Consider the following 18,310-nt stretch of genomic DNA (forward strand, 5'->3'; position numbering starts at 1 on the left):
GTGCAATGAAGCACAACATCGATTGGAACGACCTCAGATATCTCTTATTAGTGGCCAAACATGGCTCGGTTTCCGCAGCCGCACGCGAACTTGGGGTTAACCACACCACCGTATTACGTCGCATCAATTCATTCGAAGAAGCCAACAAGTTAAGATTCTTTATAAAAAAATCAACAGGTTACAAGCCAACGCCCGAGGGGTTGCAACTGCTTGAAGCAGCCTCCGCTGTCGAAGAAAAAATCAACGACCTGGAACGTAAGATTAAAGGCGCTGAAAACGAAATGTCAGGGCAAGTGAGAATCACTGCGGTGGATTCTTTGTGTCATCCACTACTGCTAAAACACATCAATAGTTTTACACATTCTTTTCCTGATATTGAGATTTTGTTTTCTGCCACCAATCAGGTGCTGGATCTGGGCAACCGTGATTCCGACATCGCCATACGTCCTGGACTGGATCTGCCTGAATATCTGCACGGCTATAGAGTTGCAGATATGGCCTGCCATGTCTATGTTCATGAAGCCTTATCGGAGCGTGACCCCGATAGCCTGCAGTGGCTCGGACTTGACCGGCCAATCAAAACCACCTACATCGGTCAACAATACGAAGAAATGATCCAGAATAAATCGGTGGTGTTTCGCGCCAATTCGTTTAATGCACTGCAGATGGCGGCGGAACAGCTTGCGGGCTGCACCCTGTTACCTTGTTTTCTAGGGGATAGTTCCGATTGCCTGCGACGCCTTCCGGGTTCGCAATATACCCTGATCACCGGGTTATGGGTGGTTTCCCATAAGGATTTGGCACTGTCCAAACCGATCAGCCGATTGATGGAGCATATCCATGTTGGACTGCAGGAGGACGAAGATTTGTTTGCCGGACTACGATCAAGGTGTTTTTAGGCGTTTGAACCGTTCAAGCGTCTCCAGCCGTGCCTGTTTATGCTCAACGATGGCTTGCGGATAACCACATTGGGTCCGCTGCACAGCTGACGGCCAGTGAATGTCCCGCCCGGAGAGACTGGATAGCTCTGGCACCCAAAGACGAATAAAGTCACCATCGGGATCAAACTTTTTGGATTGTTCCAGCGGATTGAAAATCCGGAAATAGGGCGCTGCGTCAACACCCGTTGATGCACTCCACTGCCAGCCTCCGTTGTTGGCAGAAAAGTCGCCATCTGTAAGTTGCTGCATAAACCATCGCTCTCCGGCCCGCCAGTCGAGCCCCAGGTCCTTGCTCAGAAACATGGCCGTTACCATGCGCAACCGGTTTGGCATAAAGCCACTGGTCAGCAGACAGCGCTGGGCGGCATCCACCGCCGGATATCCCGTTTGTCCATGTTGCCAGGCTTCCAGCCAGTCTGAATTGTCATTCCATGACAAGGCATCATATTCGCGTCGAAAGCTGTTGCCGCGGCATACGTGGGGAAAGTGATAGCTGATGTATTTGTAGAACTCGCGCCAGATCAATTCGTTACGCCATTTCTCTACCGCGTCAGTGTTGTAATCGTGTCGGGCAGCCATGGCCGCTACATGGCACTGCCGAGTACTCAGCAGGCCAATGGCCAGGGCCGATGATACTTCCGCTGTAGCCGACCGGGCATAAAAATCGCGCCCCTGAGAATAGCCATCCAATCGCTCGGCCACAAAGCGTTGCAACCGAATCTGCGCCTGCCGTTCCAGTGAATCTGATAACGGTTCAAGCAAAGAATCCGGCAACGGAGCCAACTGTTCCGGGTGATCCAACAGGGAGCGCCAACATTTCATAAATGGGGTATAGACTTTAAATGGCTGACCTGCCTTGGTTCGGATTTTTTCCGGACTGATCATGATCTGATCGTGAAAGATCCTCAAGCGCACTCCACGCTGGCGACAGATATCCGCCACCTGACAGTCACGCAGATACTCGTTCAATTCATACTCAGCATGCAATGCGAGTTCGGCAGGCTGGATACGCTCAAGCAGCCGCCCCAAACACTCGACCGTTTGCCTATAGGTGTCTACGGTCTCAAGATGAAACTCCAGCCCTGCTTGTCGATAACTGCGCTGCAGTTCATCGGCGGCGCGTCGATACAACGCTATTTTGCGGTCGCCATGATCATGAGCCCGCCACTGTGATTCAACATCAAAAAAACAGCCAACAACCCGAAAACCAAGTTCACGCGCATATGTCAGCGCAGCATGACTTTGCACCCGCAGGTCATTTCGATGCCAGATAAGTAATAGTTTCTCAGTCATCAGGTACGATTGTTAAATCCAAGTTCTTTTGGAACAGGTTCCAGAAAGCTTTGCTGCTGAAGATAGTTATGATCACTCAGGTGAACATTGATCAGGTGATGAATCATGGTCAGTGGCACAACAAACGGAATCCGGTCATCCCGGTATTCTTCGATAATCTGTTGCAGCGAACGCTTTTCTTTAGAGCTGAGGTATTTCTTAAGATAACCTTTGACGTGTTCAAGCGCATTGATCTTCTGACCGCGACTTGCCGGCCGGACCAGAATCTGCATCAATAATTGCCGATAGCGGGGCAAAAATGTTTCCAGCTCATCCCGTTTTACTGCCGCCAGTTCTGCTCCCAGCTGCTTGGCCAGCTGCGGGTTATGCGCCATCAGCAGGTATTTGTTACGGGACTGGAACTCCATCAACCTGGCAACAGATGGCGTAGCCTGAACATTTTTACGCCAATCCGCCAGAGTGAACACTCTGATCAGAAAGTTCTCACCCAGATGACTGTCATGTAGTCTGCCAGCCTCCTCAATTGGCAACCAGGGCAATTGCTGTTGTACTCTGGCAGCGAACACTCCCTGGCCCTTAGGATCAGGAATACCACTTTCCTGATGATAACTTTTGACCCGGAAAACTCCACAACTCGGACTCTTCTGCATGAAGATATAGCCGCACAACCCCTGTAATGATGGGAGTTGTTCATCAGCCAGCCGGGTCAGTTCGTCAGTATGATCAATGCTGTAGTCACCACTGTTGACGGCCCGGTCTCCCCGGTCAGTCTGAATCAGCCTGATCACCTGGCGAGGAATGCCCAGACCGGCTTCCACCTCAGGGCAGAATGGTTGATAGTCAAAATAGCGGCTAAGCTCATTGGTAATGAAGGCATCGCGTTTATGGCCGCCATTAAAGCGGACTTCTTGTCCCAACAAACAGCTGCTGATACCCACTCTGACCTTTCCGTCGAACATGTTTTCCACAGCTACGCTCCGATTAATGTAATACGTCGCGATCCCTGAAACCGAGCAAGTACAATATGCCGTCCAGTCCAAGCGTCGACAGCGACTGCTTGGCGTTTTCCTTGACAATATTTTTGGCTCTAAATGCAATGCCCAACCCGGCAATGTTTAACATAGGCAAATCATTGGCACCGTCACCAACTGCAATGGCCTGTTCCAGATGAATACCTTCCTGCGCAGCCAGTTCTCGTAATAATTCAGCTTTACGCTGACCATCAACGATCGTACCGACAACGTTACCGGTCACTTTACCATCGACAATTTCAAGCTCATTGGCATAAACATAGTCTATCCCGAGTTTTTTCTGCAAATAACGACCAAAATAATTGAAACCACCGGATAAAATGGCAGTTTTATAGCCCAGGGATGTAAGGTTTTGAATCAGCCGTTCCGCACCTTCAGTAATGGGCAGGCGCTCGGCAATGCCGGCCAGGACCGATTCATCCAGACCTTTGAGTAATGCCATCCGACGCACGAAGCTCTCTTTGAAATCCAACTGTCCCTGCATCGCCAGTTCGGTAATTTCGGCAACCTGTTCACCCACACCAGCTTCCCGCGCCAGCTCATCGATCACTTCAGTTTCGATCAGGGTGGAGTCCATATCAAATGCTACCAGCCGACGATTGCGACGATACACATCGTCTTTTTGGAAGGCGATATCCACATCAAGTTCATTGGCAGCGACCAGAAATGCCTGACGCATTTGTTCAGTATTGGCTGGTGTCCCGCGAATGGAAAATTGCACGCTGGCCTTATCGGTATCGCTTACCTTGGAGTCCAGCGGTAAACGGCCGCTCAGACGGGAGATATCGTCGATATTCAGCCCCTGCTCGGCAACGATAGCTGCCACTTTGGCAATATGCGCGGCACTGATCCGGCGAGCCAGTAAGGTGACGATATGACGCTGTTTCCCCTGTTCGGCCACCCAGTGATCGTAGCTTTCTGCTGACACTGGCTTGAAGGTCACGGTCATTCCGAGTTCGTGACCTTTGTAGAGAATGTCCAACATGGCCTGCGATGCCTGCTCGCCTGTTGGAAGTTGCACCAGCAGCCCAAGGGACAGATTGTTATGAATGACGGACTGCCCGATATCCAGAACATTAATATCAGCACGCGCAAGAATGGTGGTCAGAGCAGTGGTAACTCCCTGACGATCAGGACCGGTGACGGTCATCAGAACGACTTCGTTCAAGCGATCGACTCCTTTGGTAAATAAGACAAAAGCTTCCGGTTCTGGTGATACAGATTTGACAATATCACCTTCGGAAGCTTTTACGGATAAATGATCAGCCTTTCAGCTTGGCCACATTGTTCAATGCGTCTGTGGTGGTTTTTTCAAGTTTTATAATCAGGTCGTCAGTCTCGTGAGTCGACAGCGCCCGGATGCGCTCTGGCCCCATTCTGAACAGTCCGGATTGAATGGCTTTTAGTTGTTCTTCCAATTGAGTCAAGGTGTCACTCATCGCATATCCTCTAAGCAGGTTAAGAGTGGTGAAAAGGCTGTCATCATCTGGCATTAAACACCTTGCAAAAGCTCACTGAAACGCTCACTGAGTCTCAATGGATCAAGTCATTGCAGGATGTCTTGGCCGGTAAAAGACGTTAACATAAACGACTATTGTAACGTGGTAGTTTAAAAAAGGCAGCGCTGTTATGGTGGCTGTCGGAAAGTACCTGCCTGAAACCCCTATGGATATCAAATAAGTGCTTCAATCTCATCGCCGTACACTTGTGGAACAAACTGTCAGGTCCAAGCTTTTTCTCAGCGGATTATTTTCCGTTCTTTTTATCTCCGGCATTATGTTCTGGGGCAGCCTCAGCTGGCATAACAGTCTCGCCCAACAGGCTTTTCAACAGAACTCTCAACTGCTGCTACGGCAGACTGCCGAACATGCCAGCCCTTTTCTGCAAACCAATAATGTGATCAGTTTGAATCTGATGCTGAAAAACCTGTTGGCCGAATCAGGAATTAATTACGCAGCATTCCGGGATGCCAGTGGCAATGTATTGACGGAGCTGAAACAGAACGAAGGTCGCGGCATCGACTTTCGCCAATCGGTTATTTTTGAAAACGCCGTGATCGGCGATATTCTGTTGACCATTGAAAGGCCCGCCACCCATCACACCATCTGGTTATGGCTCTTGGTTGTCTGGGCCCTCGGAATCACATTGTGGCTGGTTTTCTGTATTTATCTGACGATGGATGAACGTGAACAACTGACGGTTTTTAATCAGCACATGCATGATTTTTTTGCTACCGACCGTCACGACCTGCATCAATGGAACGATATTCTGGATCAACAGCTGCGTCCGGCTATGTCGCTGGCCGGCTGTTTTCATAATCACTACAGCGCGGCCCAGATTAATCATTGCCTCGACAAAGTGGACGTTGTTCCCGGCGCCGGTTATCAAAGTAACCTTTTTTTGCTGTACCTGACAGCCACCGAACTGACCGACCAGTCAGACAGTCGGGAGGTTCACTACTGGCTTGAGCAGCAAAACCATTATTTGCTTCAGGTGGCCAGTCTGTACAACGGCGAAATCACCCAGGATCGTAACTGCCTGGTATTTGGTCTGGAAGATGAGCCAGATCAGGCAGTAGTTAATATTCTGTGCGCCGCGACAGTACTACACCATGTCTGCAGTTCTATGACTCCGTACTCCATCTCGGTGACTACCGGAACGCTCTGGGTCAATAACAGTAGCGACCTGCCACCAGCGGTTCAGGTATGTGGCGAGGCCGTGAATCAGTTACAACTGATGCATTTGCATAACCGTTCCAATTCAATCTTAATCGCCGAAAACATTTTTCAGTATCCCAGGACCAGTACCCTGGTGAATGCGCACATTTATCGTGACCTGACCATGCCCGACGGGGAACGACTGGAAGTCTGGCAGCTCGACAGTCTCAGTGATCATTACGATCAATTACTCCGAACCCAGGCAGAAAATCTAAAGCAGAATAATACCGAAGCACTATGAAACCACGCCGCGCCCAACTTTGGCATCATGTCCTGTTATCGGTATTGCTAATGGTATTGATGGGCTTTGCGCTCACTATTGGCAGCTCCGGAATCTCGGCAGGTAAGGTATTACAGGCGCTGTTTTCCTCCAATCCGGTATCGGACGATATCCGCGTGATTATCCTGCAAGTGCGCCTGCCCAGAGTCTGCCTGGCCGCAATCATTGGCGCTTTGTTGGGCATATCCGGCACGGCCATTCAGGGATTGTTTCGCAACCCTCTGGCCGAACCCAGTATTCTCGGAGTGACCAGTGGAGCCTCTTTGGTGACAATGATCACGCTAATTATGTTTCCTGGCCTGATAACCGCACTCGGACAATGGCTGGGAACATTTGTCATTCCACTGATTGCCTGTACCGGCGCATTGGTTGCCATGATTATGGTTTTGCTGATACAGGGACATCAATCGGGCAGTTCTGCCAATCTGATCCTAGCTGGTATCGCAGTCAATTTAATTGCCGGTGCTGGTATTAGTTTAAGCGCCTATCTGGCAACGGATCATCAGTTGCGGTCATTGACCTTCTGGGCACTCGGTACGTTGTCTGCGGCATCCTGGCAGCGCGTGCTCGTCACCGGACTTACACTGGCAGTGGTACTACCTGCACTGATAACGTCTGCCAAGGCGCTGAATGTAATGTTATTAGGTGACTCAGAAGCCAGACATATGGGGTTTAATATTAAAAGAACCCGCCGGGCGATTATCGTATTGTCGTCTTTAGCCATTGCCAGTGCTGTCGGCTTTACCGGTAACATTGGTTTCATTGGACTGGTGATTCCCCATATCAACCGCATGATCTTTGGCCCTCAACACCAGCATCTGTTTCCACTGACAGCCCTTACCGGAGCGGCCTTACTAGTATTGGCGGATTCTCTGGCACGAGTCATCATTGCTCCGGCAGAAATACCGGTCGGCATCATTACTGCCTGCATTGGAGGGCCATTTTTTATTTTTCTACTGATCAAAAACCGGAGGCTGACGGTATGAGCCTGCAGGTCGAAAACATTAATTATAAGGTTCAGGGCAAACACATACTTAAACAGGTATCGTTGCGACTGGAAGCAGGACAGTCACTTGCACTGGTCGGTAATAATGGCAGTGGTAAAAGTACCCTGTTAAAGGCCATTACCGGCGAGCTGTTAACTCAGTCCGACGCCATCCGGGTAGAGGAACGCCCAAGGCATTTATGGCCAAGACAGACACTGGCACGGAAAATGGCCTTCCTACCACAGCATTCCCAGATCAATTTTAATTTTACCTGCGAAGAGCTGGTCGCCATGGGACGTTACCCTCACAGCACTGGCCAGCAACGGGATCAGGAAATTATCGATGCTGCCATGACGCTGACTGACGTGCATCAGTTCCGTTATCACCTGGTTACACATATGTCCGGTGGCGAGTTACAGCGAAGCCAACTGGCAAGAGTACTGGCACAAATATGGGAACCACTGGATGGCTTTCGCCTGCTGGTACTCGACGAGCCTACCAATGGTCTGGATCTGATGCACCAACATTCAGTTTTTCAGGCAATACAGGCCTTTAAAAAACAACAACTGGCCATCATCTTTGTCGTCCATGATCTTAATCTGGCCGCCCGTTATGGGGACCAGGTGATGGTGATGGATCAGGGACATGTCGCCGCCAACGGCACCCCTGAAGAAGTGTTTACCCAAGCAAACATCAAACAGTATTTCGGCCTGGATGTATGTATACAAACACATCCGGTTTTTTCGATCCCCAACATTATTCCGGTATAACCCCGAGGAACGACCATATGACCCAAACATTTACCCTTGGCCCTGAACATGAAATTGAAGAAGGCCATTCAAAAGGTTATGAACTGCCGCATCTACAGGTATTTGCCGTTCGTCGTGATGGTCTGCTTTATGTCTACAAAAACGATTGTCCACATCTGAATATCAACCTCGAGTGGCAGGAAGACCAGTTTCTCGACATGGATGCCGCATTTATCCAATGCTCAGGACATGGCGCATTGTTCGAAATCGAAACTGGCATTTGTATTTCCGGTCCATGCCAGGGAGAACATCTCACGGTAATTGCGCATGAAATTGATGCGCAAGGACAAATTGTTATCAACGTAGCGGAAGAAATACTGGATAACTGATGATTGCAGGTCTTTTCTTATAGGTCTCTTTTTTTACCAACTTCATAGAGTTTTCTTGGTGTTATGACCACCGTCAACACCGGTAATACCGACTCTGGGAGTGGTAGATGCCACATTGAAAATGTCCCGATCCGGTAGCGGTTCGTTGTTGTAGCAACTCTGGTTAGAACATCCCGAGTCTCAGAATACGTTTGCTCTCTGAGCGGTGGTGGTAACGGATAATGCCAATGTGAGCTCAGAGTCAGAACCGTGAGGATTTTCGGTATCAGGCAGTTTTGTACTTCTGACTCGGTGGAGACTTTTCCCTGTTAGGGTTGCACAGCAAGTTGGCGAAGGTGTTACCGATGGACTGAAGGGAGTCAAAAGATGGTGATTGATTCTCTGGGTGGTCTTCTGGCTCGATGGATGATTAAAATGGCCAGTACTGCTTCTTTGACCCAGTCGACGGGATCATGTTGTGCAGTCTGTTTTCATTGTTGGCTGGAACGCTGGCGAACAGATCCGGACATTGATATCTGCATTTCCAAATGTCTTGAGCGTTCGGTCCTCAGCGAGACATGCTCGCTGCTAGACGGGGATAGTTTCTTGGATTAACCATCCATGGTGATGTATTCCAGCCCGGCCAGATGCGCTGTACTTTCATGTACAACTTTCTGCCCAGCTCCAGCATCCATGCCTTCGCGTTCAGCGGAACAAAGCAATGCTTTGTTTTCCCCCGCTTCACCCATGGCCGGGCGTTCGGCCCTCAGCGAGACATGCTCGCTGCTAGACGGGCCTCACCCCTTAATCTTTAGGGAGAGGTTGGATTTTGGGACGCAGCAGCATGGCAGAACTTCACCGTCATTTAGCCAGGCCATGGGCTCCTGAAGGTAGGCTACTTCACCCGCCAGCAGTGTGCTCCGGCAGCTGCCGCAGTATCCGTCCCTGCATTGATAGGGTACCTGAACACCCTGGGCTTCCAGAGATTCCAGTAAGGTGCTGGCGTATTGGAATTTCACTTTTTGTGGTTGTCCGGAGACGTCAATCCAGTGAACCGGCCGGGGTATTTCAAACTCCAGCTGAGGATTCTCTTCGGGTTGTTCCGGGTTCTGTAGTGGCAGATATATTTCGAACTGTCGGGCCTTGGAACTTTCGGTTTCAACAATGTCCGCCTCTAGTTCAAATTCTTCATCAAAACCGACACCATCGAGTTCAAAATCAATATTCTGGTCCTCCGGTTCGAGTTCATAGTCCTCGAACCGGGCTTTAACCTGAGTCATCAGTGTCCTTTAGCGTTATAGTTCAAAACCACCCAAATCATCGGTATCGATCTGGCTGTCGATAGCCCCTACCAGATAAGAGCTGATTTCAGCTTCCTGGGGAGCAACCTGTACGTTATCCGACACCAGCCAGCTGTTCATCCATGGCAATGGGTTCTGGCGGATATTGAAGATGGGTTCCAGTCCGATTGCCGTCATCCGCTGGTCGGTAATGTACTCAACATATTGGCAGAGGATGTCTTTGTTCATACCAATCATGGAGCCATCTTTAAACAAATATTCCGACCATTGTTTTTCCTGCTCGGCGGCTTCCCGGAAAATACCAATCACTTCGTCACGGCACTCGCGGGCAATATCAGCCATATCCGGATCATCCTTGCCACTGGCAAGAATATTCATCATGTGTTGGGTGCCCGTCAGATGCAGAGCTTCATCACGTGCGATAAGACGAATAATCTTGGCATTACCTTCCATTTTGGTACGCTCGGCAAATGCAAAACTGCACGCAAAACTGACGTAGAAACGGATGGCTTCCAATACATTGACTGAGGCGATAGTCAGGTACAGTTTTTTCTTGATATCCCGAAGGTCGACGACAACCTTAGTGCCATTGACGTTATGCTCACCCAGACCAAACTGGTTATAAAGATTGGCTACCGAAATCAACTGATCATAGTACTGGGTCACACTGATAGCCCGTTTGACGATGTGTTCATTGTGAATAATATCGTCAAAAATCACCCCCGGATTAGGGATGATGTTACGGATGATGTGGGTGTAGGAACGCGAATGTATGGTTTCACTGAATGCCCAGGTCTCGATCCAGGTTTCAACCTCCGGCAACGAGACCAACGGCAAAAACGCTACATTGGGTGAACGCCCCTGAACGCTGTCTAACAGTGTCTGATACTTCAGGTTACTCAGAAAAATATGCTTTTCATGATCCGGCAATTCAATGAAATCCTTCCTGTCTTTGGAAAGATCCACTTCTTCCGGACGCCAGAAAAACGACAACTGCTTTTCGATCAACTGTTCGAAAATTTTATATTTCTGGGTGTCATAGCGTGACACGTTGACGTTTTCGCCCATAAACATGGGCTGTTTGAACGTCTCAAACTGATTGCGATTAAATGTTTTGTAACTCATGGCCGTCTTGCATCAAATCTTACAGGCGCCGCTTTCGCAGCCATCATCACTTTGATCGTTCTGGGCATCTTCCGCTCCATCACGAGTATTATGGTAATACAGAGTTTTCACTCCGTTTTTGTACGCACTCAACAGATCTTTTAACAATACCTGCATAGGTACTTTACCGTCAGAAAATCTGGCTGGATCGTAGTTGGTATTGGCAGAGATCGCCTGATCGATAAATTTCTGCATGACACCAACCAATTGTAGATAACCATTGTTATCGGGAATTCGCCATAGCAATTCGTACAGGTCTTTCAAGCGTTCAAACTCGGGTACGACCTGCTTCAGAATGCCATCTTTTGAAGCTTTAACGCTGATATAGCCTCTGGGTGGCTCGATGCCATTGGTGGCGTTACTGATTTGAGATGATGTCTCAGATGGCATCAGTGCCGTCAACGTTGAATTTCTCAAACCGTAGGTCTTGATCTCTTCTCGCAACGTCTCCCAATCCAACTGCAGGGGCTCCTGACAGTAACCATCAACTTCTTTTTTATAGGTGTCGATTGGCAGAATACCCTGTGCATATTTGGTTTCAGAGAACTTACTACAGGCACCTTTTTCTTTGGCCAGTCGGTTGGAGGCTTTCAGCAGATAAAACTGAATGGCTTCAAAGGTACGGTGTGTCAATCCTAATGCAGAACCATCAGAGTATCTGACCCCGTTCTTAGCCAGATAATAAGCATAGTTAATAACACCGACACCCAATGTACGGCGCGCCATCGAGCCAAGCTCTGCGGCAGGCACTGGATAATTCTGATAGTCCAACAGGCTGTCGAGTGCCCTGACAATCAGTTCGGACAACTCTTCCAGTTCTGCCAGATTTTCCATGGCACCTAAGTTAAATGCTGCCAGAGTACACAAGGCGATCTCACCATTTGTATCGTTAATATCCTCTAGCGGTTTGGTTGGTAATGCGATTTCCAGGCATAGATTTGACTGGCGAACCGGTGCCACTTTTTCATCGAACGGACTGTGAGTATTACAGTGATCGACGTTTTGAATGTAGATCCGGCCAGTGGACGCGCGTTCCTGCATCAGCATGGAGAACAAATCGACTGCTTTAATGGTTTTCTTGCGAATGCCGGTATCCGCTTCGTACTGAACATAAAGTTGCTCGAACCGGGCCTGGTCTTCAAAGAACGCATCGTAAAGCCCTGGAGCATCGCTTGGACTAAACAGGGAAATGGAGCCGTTTTTGATCAGGCGTTCATACATCAGCTTGTTGATCTGTACGCCATAATCCAGATGACGAACGCGGTTCTCTTCAACACCGCGATTGTTTTTCAACACCAACAACTCTTCCACCTCGTAATGCCAGATTGGGTAGAACAGCGTTGCCGCGCCTCCCCGGACACCACCTTGAGAGCAGCACTTGACTGCAGTCTGGAAATGTTTGAAAAATGGAATACAGCCGGTATGAAAAGCTTCCCCCTGACGAATTGGCGAACCAATTGCGCGGATACGACCAGCGTTGATACCGATACCGGCACGCTGGGAAACGTAGCGGACAATCGCCGAGGAAGTAGCATTAATAGAATCCAGTGAATCCCCGGATTCAATCAACACACAAGAACTGAACTGACGTGTCGGAGTCCGGACACCTGCCATGATCGGTGTTGGCAACGATAGCTTAAACAACGACACCGCATCATAAAAACGTTTGATGTAGTCCATCCGGCGTTCTTTGTCATAGTGAGCAAACAGGCATGCGCCAATCAGTACATACAAAAACTGAGGGCTCTCAAAGACTTCTCCGGTTACCCGGTTTTGAACCAAATATTTTCCTTCCAGCTGTTTTACTGCAGCATAGGAAAAATTGAGGTCACGATTGTGATCAATAAAGCCATCCATCTGATCAAAATCAGCCGCGCTGTAATCCTGCAGCAGTCCTTCATCATAACGTTTCATGTCAACCAGTCTGGAAACATGATCAAACAAACGAGGTGGCTCAAACTGTCCGTACGCTTTCTTACGCAAATGAAAAATGTTCAATCGCGCTGCGAGATATTGATAATCCGGCGCCTGCTCAGAAATCAGGTCTGCAGCAGATTTGATAATGGTCTCATGGATATCCGAGGTGCGGATGCCATCATGAAACTGGAGATGGGCTTTAAGCTCTACTTGGGAGACAGAAACATTTTCCAATCCTTCTGCTGCCCAGGAAATGACACGGTGAATTTTTTCAAGATCAATGGTCTCCTGACGACCATCTCGCTTGGTTACTGCTAAATTTTTGGTATTCATTATTGGCCCGACGTTCGGTGTTGTTCGTGTAGGAAAGCCCTACAAGATATGGTGGTAGATATAAAGGAATGATCACAAGATATGGGAAAACCCATTATCATTCAATATTGATTTTAGGTGGATTTTCCAGTAGCGAAAGGATGTTATCCGGTTCCAATCCGCACTCTAGAGCGGTACAGCCCAGCTTCAAATTCTGGTAACAATTTTCTTGAGTATCAGGAAAAAATTCTTCCATTAATAGCTGCCGGTCTGTGTGCCGGGGTTGCCTGCCATTGATGCACAATCTGCTGACTTGCCAGCCGCCCCCATGCCATAGCCGGCAACACCGGAGAGCCAGCTCCCATCCAAGGCACGGCTGCCGTATCAAGGCAGCTCAGATTATAGATGCTATGGCATTGCCCCCAAATATCCAATATCCCATGGTTGGAATCATTTGCAATTGACAGCGTTCCGCATTCATGGACAGAGCTCCCAACGGATAGCCTCACCAGCCCAGTGGTCTTAGGTGCTTCTGCCAACCATTGCTCACCGTGGCGCCAATACACACTACCTTCTGGAGCTTTATTACCTGTCAACATTCCCAGTAATCGCACAGCAAGACGATCATTATTCTGCCAGCAATCCATTTCCTTCTGACCCACATAATAACGGGCCATAGGGGTTGCACCTGTGAGGCTTTTTTCCGATTCCAGTACCAGCCGATTACGATGTCCCGAAAACGTTGTTTGCGCAACCAGAGTGAGTGTTATCCAACGGGAATTCTGCTCCGATACTGGAGTACCGACAGGATGATGCATACCCACCATGCCACTTGCGGCTCTGCCCGGACAGGCATAAATCTGAAATAGATAGTCCTTACCCTGCACTACAATACCGGCATTATGCCTGAAATCGGTTTGCGCCATTCCCAATAATTCTCTACGAATCTGCAGATGAAACACCGAGCGCAGGTGTGAGTTAAGATTTCGACCAATATGATTGAAGCAACGGTGATTACGGTCGAAGCTGTTAAGAAACAGCGCCGTACTTGCGCGACACCCCATTGCGCTGATCACCTGAGTACGCGATGGCACATCAATCATTCTGATCTGGTTGCGGTTTTCATCCATGACTTTAATTTGGGTAACATACTTACCAGTCATCATCAGTTGTTTAACTTTACAGCCTGACACTAGATGTATGTCCTGGCGCGCATCTCTGGACAAATGCTCCAACAGATTGTTGATTGGAGAATAAGGACCTCTGCTCAGCTGTCCAGAACATGGGCTGACTGTTTGAATGGCCATCGGTGCGCCGCTTACATATTGTACGGAACCCCACTGACTGGTCACCTGGCTGACTCGCTCGATCATCCGATCCTGCAATGCACCACGCCAATAGCCAGGCTGTGAGCGCACTCCCAATTGCTGCTCGGCCTCAATGAGATTTTCCTCCAATGTCTCAGCCATACCGGAGGGCCATTTTGACATATCCTCCAGACTTGGTCGGGGCACACATAGATCCCAAAAATGAGAATCACCTCCTACCACATTGTAAACCCGGTGTCCGCGTTCCTCACGCACCAGATCTTTGGATTCGTAATAGACACGAGCCCCCTGCCAACTGCCGTTTACAGCCGCCAGGTCCGCCTTTGTTAAATACGGGTAAGTGGTGTAATGGTGTGGTAACCCGAAATGCCCCTGCTCAATTAACAGAATCCTTGGTTTGCGGGGATAGCTTTGCTCTATCAACTGACAGGCGGTATAGGCACCGAAAAAACCGGCTCCTAAAATAATAAAATCAAATGCCCCAGAATTCAGAGCATCATCCAGCCGACTATTAAATTGTCGAGATAACCATTCCATGTTGCACTCCCGCTGGTAATTGGCGAACGCTTTTTTTGTTATTTATATAATATAAGGTGTCATAAAAAATAAAGTAAGCAAAATAACCAGTCTTATCAAGCATTATAAATATTATAGTCAAATCATCAGATCAAGGTTGTTTCCAAGACCGGATGTTTTTTGCTGATAATTGCCCACACTGCCCAATGGCTCATTAAATTTTCGGGGACTTTTAAAAAGCCCTTGAAAGGTTTCGGTTAAATCACTGCCTGATGTCTCTACCGACTTGTCGTCATCATCAGTATTTTGTTGGTTTTCTACAGGTTCCGAAGAAGTTGATTCACTAACTTTTTGCTGCCGCAGCAGTTGTTCTGCTTCAACAATCATTTGTGTGGCCTGCAGCGCCACGGATCGGTCTTGTTGGGAAGGGGTTGCCGGTGCAAGTGCAGCACGCCTGATTTGTTCAGCTTTCACAATTGTCGCTTCAGGATCGTCAGAAACCTTCGACACATTTATCTGCACTTCACCGGCTACGGCATAGTTTACGCCATCTGGTCCACGCTCATAGGTCAGAGTCATGGGACCGGCATGCTTACCGCCGACGGCCCTATGGGCCTGTTCGTGATCTTTAACTTCACGATCTCGTTGTTTCAGGACGCGCAGTTTCTGCTGCTCGGCCTGTAAGTCTGCATCGTCCTGTTCAGCATCCTTCTGGTTGTCCTGCTGCTTATCCGATTTTGCCTGAACCTGTCTGTCAGCGTCGCGAGAGGGTTGTTCACCAGCTCGGTTACGACCTTTATCTGCCTCCTCTGTTTCGGTAATCGGAGCAAAAGAGGTTTTGTCATTGTCGATATTTATGGGAACAACCGGCCCTGCAGCCGGAACTGCAAGATGCACTGAATTTAATGAAGCTCCCGTAACCACACTCATGGCTCAACCTGCAAAGCTCAGACTTTTATATCAACGATGCTTCCTATCGTCTGTGAACCGGCCTCGACAACCTTTGCACTGGCCTGTACCTGATTTTGCGCGGACGTCAGATCTGACAAGGCCTCTTCAACATTAACCGGTTTTTCCGGAATGTTTGCTTCGGCGATTTTCTGCCCTGCCTGTTCGGCATTGGCCAGTCCAGTCTGAATACCTGCAACTCCTGTACTTAAGACACTACCAATCACTCCAGCCTCCTCTATCAATTGAAACTCTACACCTTTAATTAAACCACAAGACCGGCAAAATATTGCCGATCTTTAAGATTTTTTTGAAATAACCTCAAACTGGATATAGCGAAAGAACCGTGTACTTATATTTTTGCCAGGATTACCCGTCCGGTATGCGCTAGAATCGCCCTGTTTGCACCTCAGGGAATGGAGCTTTTAGCAATGGAATCACTACATTTTGAATCCTGTCATATCTGTCGTAAGCCAATTGGCAATCATGCCAAAGGGTTATGCCGGCAGTGCTGGTCTCTCTGGCCTGTGTTATCGGATTGCTGTCAAATTTGCGCAATACCGTTGACCATGGGTCGTCACGTCTGCGGGCATTGTCTAAGGCATATCCCTGCGTTTGATCAGGTTATCAGCAGTGGTCGTTACGAAGGGATTCTGGCCTGGCTGATCAAGCAACTGAAATATCACAATCGTCACCAGCATGTTCGTCCTTTAGCTGAAGCAATGACCAATACCATCCGGCAGTTTGAGATCACTACCCCGGAAGCACTGATTCCAATGCCGCTGCACTGGAGTCGGCAATGGGCTAGAGGTTTCAATCAATCTGATTTGCTGGCCAGAGCTATAGGGCAGAATTTGAATATCCCGGTACGTTCAGATTTGGTCACCCGATACCGGCGAACCCCCGCGCTCGAAGGATTGGATCGTAAAACCAGACTGAAACTGCTGAAAAAAGTATTCAAAGTAAAAACAGACGGCCTGGAAAATGTCGCGGTGATCGACGACGTTGTGACCACTACCGCCAGCGCCCAATCTCTGGCAGCCATGCTAAAAAGACATGGTGTCAGACATGTACAGGTCTGGACTATGGCCCGTACACCCGAACAAACTGTCTATTAACGTATTTCAGTATTTTTGTAGTGAAACTTCCTACAACATCTCTACACTATGGCCCTGCCACTACTCAATTCTTTAGCTCCACGGAAATATATGCATAAACCTTTTGCCAATCTGACCCCCGATCTTATGCTGGACATGCTGGAACTGGGAGGATTCATAGTGGATGGCCGGCTGACCGCTCTGAACAGCTACGAAAACCGGGTGATGCTGGTAGGTATTGAGGAACAACCAGAAATCGTAGCGAAGTTTTATCGCCCGGAGCGTTGGAGCAATGAGCAGATTCTGGAAGAACATGCGTTTACCCAACGGCTGCTTGATGCAGAGGTTGAAGTTGTAGCACCACAGGAATTCACTCAAACACAACATTGTATTGCCAGTACTTTGATCGAACATGAAGGTTACCGGCTCGCAGTTTTTCCCAAACGCTGGGGACAACCGATTGAACTGGACAACCTGGATCAACTGGAAATGATTGGTCGTGTGCTGGGTCGTCTACATGCAGTGGGTATGGACGAAACTTTTGAGCACAGAATCACCTTTACTCCTGAAAAATTTGGCTGGCAAGCCAGACAGATCTGCCTGCAATCGGACATGATTCCTCTCGAGCTGATGCCTGCCTATGAATCGGTATCAGAACAGTTACTAGACAAAATTGATCGGCAATGGCGTTCCAGCGAAATTTTTAACATATCTCTGCACGGGGATTTTCATCCGGGAAATATTCTGATCAGAGATGAACAGCCGCTGCTGGTGGATTTTGATGACTGTGTCAGCGGGCCGGCTATTCAAGACATATGGATGTTACTGTCCGGAGATCATGAACTTCAGCTACAACAATTGGCGAGAATCGCCAAAGGTTATTCCATGTTCTGTCATTTTCCCATGTCAGAGCTCGGCTTGATTGAGTGCTGTCGCAGCCTGCGCATGATTCATTATGCCGCCTGGCTTTCCAGTCGCTGGAATGACCCCGCATTTCCAAGAGCATTTCCTTGGTTTGAGTCTCCCCGCTTCTGGTCTGATCACATACTACAGCTCAGGGAACAGTTGGCAGCCATGGACCTGCCAGCACCATCACTCACCCATCTGCTGTAAAAAGATAGCGTGATGGCGAATGACCAGCGATAACCCGAGTGCATGGTAGAAGGGTCACCGCCGACGTAGCCGGCGATACTCAGACACTGCTCAAAAAACGGACCAGCAGCTCCGATTCGACAAAAGGTTTTAATTGGCGGTACAGTCACTGATGATCATCGTTGCCTGCAAAACCAATAGAAACTGAATTTGAGTATGCTGCTACAATTGATTTCAGTTTTTTCTTCATACCACAAAAGGAATCCGGAT

At 48.6% G+C, this 18,310-nt stretch carries 18 protein-coding genes; 7 read left to right on the top strand and 11 right to left on the bottom strand.

Annotated features, from left to right (window positions below):
- Positions 1-5: 5 nt before the first annotated feature.
- Positions 6-899 carry a LysR family transcriptional regulator gene (locus ACQY6I_RS17510; RefSeq protein WP_428242796.1) on the top strand — a complete coding sequence of 298 codons (894 nt, stop codon included), beginning with the start codon at positions 6-8 and terminating at the stop codon, positions 897-899.
- On the opposite strand, the gene ACQY6I_RS17515 is transcribed toward ACQY6I_RS17510, so the two are convergent.
- The 4 genes from ACQY6I_RS17515 to ACQY6I_RS17530 form a co-directional block, all read right to left on the bottom strand.
- A complete protein-coding gene (locus ACQY6I_RS17515) occupies positions 885-2,234 on the bottom strand; it encodes a cryptochrome/photolyase family protein (protein ID WP_428242797.1) in 1,350 nt (449 codons plus the stop codon). The two genes, ACQY6I_RS17510 and ACQY6I_RS17515, sit on opposite strands and share 15 nt — an antisense overlap.
- A complete protein-coding gene (locus tag ACQY6I_RS17520) occupies positions 2,234-3,193 on the bottom strand; it encodes a YbgA family protein (protein ID WP_428242840.1) in 960 nt (319 codons plus the stop codon). Before ACQY6I_RS17520 ends, ACQY6I_RS17515 begins: the two co-directional genes overlap by 1 nt.
- A 22-nt stretch (positions 3,194-3,215) precedes the next feature.
- Entirely contained in the window at positions 3,216-4,433 is a 1,218-nt protein-coding gene (serB, locus tag ACQY6I_RS17525; RefSeq protein ID WP_428242798.1) for a phosphoserine phosphatase SerB, read from the bottom strand.
- Positions 4,434-4,527: 94 nt separating this feature from the next.
- On the bottom strand, positions 4,528-4,704 hold the full coding sequence (locus ACQY6I_RS17530) for a hypothetical protein (RefSeq protein WP_428242799.1): 177 nt from the start codon (positions 4,702-4,704) through the stop codon (positions 4,528-4,530).
- A 241-nt stretch (positions 4,705-4,945) separates the two neighbouring features.
- Here ACQY6I_RS17530 and ACQY6I_RS17535 point away from each other — a divergent pair, with 241 nt between their 5' ends.
- Genes ACQY6I_RS17535 through ACQY6I_RS17550 form a run of 4 tightly spaced genes read left to right on the top strand, consistent with a single transcriptional unit; the run spans position 4,946 to position 8,386 of the window.
- A complete protein-coding gene (locus ACQY6I_RS17535; RefSeq protein ID WP_428242800.1) occupies positions 4,946-6,223 on the top strand; it encodes a hypothetical protein in 1,278 nt (425 codons plus the stop codon).
- Positions 6,220-7,248: a FecCD family ABC transporter permease gene (locus tag ACQY6I_RS17540; protein ID WP_428242801.1), complete on the top strand. Its 1,029-nt coding sequence runs from the start codon at positions 6,220-6,222 to the stop codon at positions 7,246-7,248. The genes ACQY6I_RS17535 and ACQY6I_RS17540 overlap by 4 nt, the downstream gene beginning before the upstream one ends.
- On the top strand, positions 7,245-8,018 hold the full coding sequence (locus ACQY6I_RS17545) for a heme ABC transporter ATP-binding protein (protein WP_428242802.1): 774 nt from the start codon (positions 7,245-7,247) through the stop codon (positions 8,016-8,018). The genes ACQY6I_RS17540 and ACQY6I_RS17545 overlap by 4 nt, the downstream gene beginning before the upstream one ends.
- A 17-nt stretch (positions 8,019-8,035) precedes the next feature.
- Positions 8,036-8,386, top strand: a complete 351-nt coding sequence (locus ACQY6I_RS17550) for a Rieske (2Fe-2S) protein (protein WP_428242803.1) — start codon at positions 8,036-8,038, stop codon at positions 8,384-8,386.
- Positions 8,387-8,976: 590 nt separating this feature from the next.
- Here ACQY6I_RS17550 and ACQY6I_RS17555 read toward each other — a convergent pair.
- From ACQY6I_RS17555 to ACQY6I_RS17585, 7 genes are all read right to left on the bottom strand, one after another.
- Positions 8,977-9,114, bottom strand: coding sequence for a hypothetical protein (locus ACQY6I_RS17555; protein ID WP_428242804.1), 138 nt, complete (start codon positions 9,112-9,114; stop codon positions 8,977-8,979).
- A gap of 48 nt (positions 9,115-9,162) precedes the next feature.
- Positions 9,163-9,645: a class I ribonucleotide reductase maintenance protein YfaE gene (yfaE, locus tag ACQY6I_RS17560; RefSeq protein ID WP_428242805.1), complete on the bottom strand. Its 483-nt coding sequence runs from the start codon at positions 9,643-9,645 to the stop codon at positions 9,163-9,165.
- A gap of 15 nt (positions 9,646-9,660) precedes the next feature.
- Complete coding sequence (gene nrdB, locus ACQY6I_RS17565) at positions 9,661-10,791, bottom strand: class Ia ribonucleoside-diphosphate reductase subunit beta (RefSeq protein ID WP_428242806.1); 1,131 nt, start codon at positions 10,789-10,791, stop codon at positions 9,661-9,663.
- A gap of 12 nt (positions 10,792-10,803) precedes the next feature.
- Positions 10,804-13,080 (bottom strand): class 1a ribonucleoside-diphosphate reductase subunit alpha, encoded by a 2,277-nt coding sequence (nrdA, locus tag ACQY6I_RS17570; RefSeq protein ID WP_428242807.1) that lies wholly within the window; start codon positions 13,078-13,080, stop codon positions 10,804-10,806.
- Positions 13,081-13,295: 215 nt separating this feature from the next.
- On the bottom strand, positions 13,296-14,924 hold the full coding sequence (locus ACQY6I_RS17575) for a GMC oxidoreductase (RefSeq protein ID WP_428242808.1): 1,629 nt from the start codon (positions 14,922-14,924) through the stop codon (positions 13,296-13,298).
- A gap of 117 nt (positions 14,925-15,041) precedes the next feature.
- Positions 15,042-15,833 carry a putative metalloprotease CJM1_0395 family protein gene (locus ACQY6I_RS17580; RefSeq protein ID WP_428242809.1) on the bottom strand — a complete coding sequence of 264 codons (792 nt, stop codon included), beginning with the start codon at positions 15,831-15,833 and terminating at the stop codon, positions 15,042-15,044.
- 17 nt (positions 15,834-15,850) lie between these two features.
- Positions 15,851-16,078 carry a hypothetical protein gene (locus tag ACQY6I_RS17585; protein WP_428242810.1) on the bottom strand — a complete coding sequence of 76 codons (228 nt, stop codon included), beginning with the start codon at positions 16,076-16,078 and terminating at the stop codon, positions 15,851-15,853.
- Between the two features lie 204 nt (positions 16,079-16,282).
- On the opposite strand from ACQY6I_RS17585, the gene ACQY6I_RS17590 reads away from it, so the two are divergent.
- Together ACQY6I_RS17590 and ACQY6I_RS17595 are read left to right on the top strand one after the other, a co-directional pair.
- Positions 16,283-16,969 carry a ComF family protein gene (locus ACQY6I_RS17590; protein WP_428242811.1) on the top strand — a complete coding sequence of 229 codons (687 nt, stop codon included), beginning with the start codon at positions 16,283-16,285 and terminating at the stop codon, positions 16,967-16,969.
- Between the two features lie 90 nt (positions 16,970-17,059).
- Entirely contained in the window at positions 17,060-18,061 is a 1,002-nt protein-coding gene (locus ACQY6I_RS17595; RefSeq protein ID WP_428242812.1) for a serine/threonine protein kinase, read from the top strand.
- Positions 18,062-18,310 lie beyond the last annotated feature (249 nt).

The organism is Gynuella sp., from assembly GCF_050297175.1.
Taxonomy (GTDB): Bacteria; Pseudomonadota; Gammaproteobacteria; order Pseudomonadales; family Natronospirillaceae; genus Gynuella.